Origin of the sequence: Ferrovum myxofaciens (genome assembly GCF_000735045.1) — a bacterium.
GTDB lineage: Bacteria > Pseudomonadota > Gammaproteobacteria > Burkholderiales > Ferrovaceae > Ferrovum > Ferrovum myxofaciens.
This window is the reverse complement of record NZ_JPOQ01000134.1, coordinates 1-1,109: the sequence shown is the minus strand read 5'-3', so window position 1 is coordinate 1,109 and position 1,109 is coordinate 1. Positions and strand designations below refer to the sequence as shown.

General features: G+C 51.8%; 1 protein-coding gene. It reads left to right on the top strand.

All coding sequences use genetic code 11. From position 1 onward, the window contains the following. Window positions 1-148: 148 nt before the first annotated feature. The gene (locus IV91_RS0111715; RefSeq protein ID WP_150112472.1) at window positions 149-997 is read left to right on the top strand and encodes a nucleotidyl transferase AbiEii/AbiGii toxin family protein; all 849 of its coding nucleotides are present in this window, start codon (window positions 149-151) and stop codon (window positions 995-997) included. Window positions 998-1,109 lie beyond the last annotated feature (112 nt).

Sequence of the window (1,109 nt, the reverse complement as noted above, 5' to 3'; positions counted from 1 at the left end):
AGACGGCGGTTCCACTGGATCCATCTGTCAAACCTCTCATTGAATCCCTGTCTGAGTCCCATGAAAAAAATGCGAAGTGGAAGCTTGTGATCAATGAATCCGTGGAGATCGACTTTTGATACCCAGCGCTTACATTCAGGCTTGGAGCATGAAGGCGCCTTGGCCCGATGCCAGACAGATCGAACAAGACCTGATCATCAGTCGTGCCTTGTGTGACTTGTTTAAGTCGCCGGCGTTGAAAGGAAAAATCGCTTTTCGCGGGGGCACGGCTATTCATAAACTGCTGTTTAAACAAGCGCTGCGTTATTCTGAAGATATCGATCTGGTGCAGACCCAAGCCATCCCCATTGGAGCGACAGTCGATGCGATCCGCGAAGCCCTGTCATGGCTCGGAAAATGTAAAAGCGAACAGGCCGGTCATTCGATGCACCTGGTATTCAAGTTCACACCCGAAGTTGATCTGCAGGCCACACTGAAGCTCAAGGTGGAAATTAATACCCGTGAGCATGATCACCTGTTCGGCATCAGGACTTATCCCTTCTCAGTGAATAGTGATTGGTACCAAGGGGAGGCCGAGATTGTGTCTTTCGAACCCGAAGAACTGTTCGGCACCAAGCTGCGCGCACTGCTGCAGCGGCGCAAGAACCGCGATCTCTTCGATCTTCACCACGGGCTCGACCAACTCGGGATGGATCGAGACAAACTCATTGCCTGCTTCGATCATTACCTGGCGCTTGAAGGCAAACCCATCACGCGCGCCGTCGCCGAGCAGCGCATGCTGGAAAAGCTCACGCGCAGCCTCACTGAGGACATTGCGCCATTACTGCCGGTCGGTGTCCGTTTCAACGACGACGATGCGTTGCAGGCTTTTGAGCGCGTATGGACGGAACTGATTATCCGCATCAAGGGTGATGCGTGGAAATTGACCGATCAAGCGTTGGAAGAATTGCGCACGAAAAAATATTCCGGATTATTGGGTCGGCAGGGTTTGAGATAAGGTGGTTAATTGGCTTCCAAGTGTCAGGTAATTTTGGAGCAATTCAGACCTCTTTTGGCTTGGGAGAACACTTTTGGCACTGGAATCTATCACCCTTGACGCTTTGCGTACC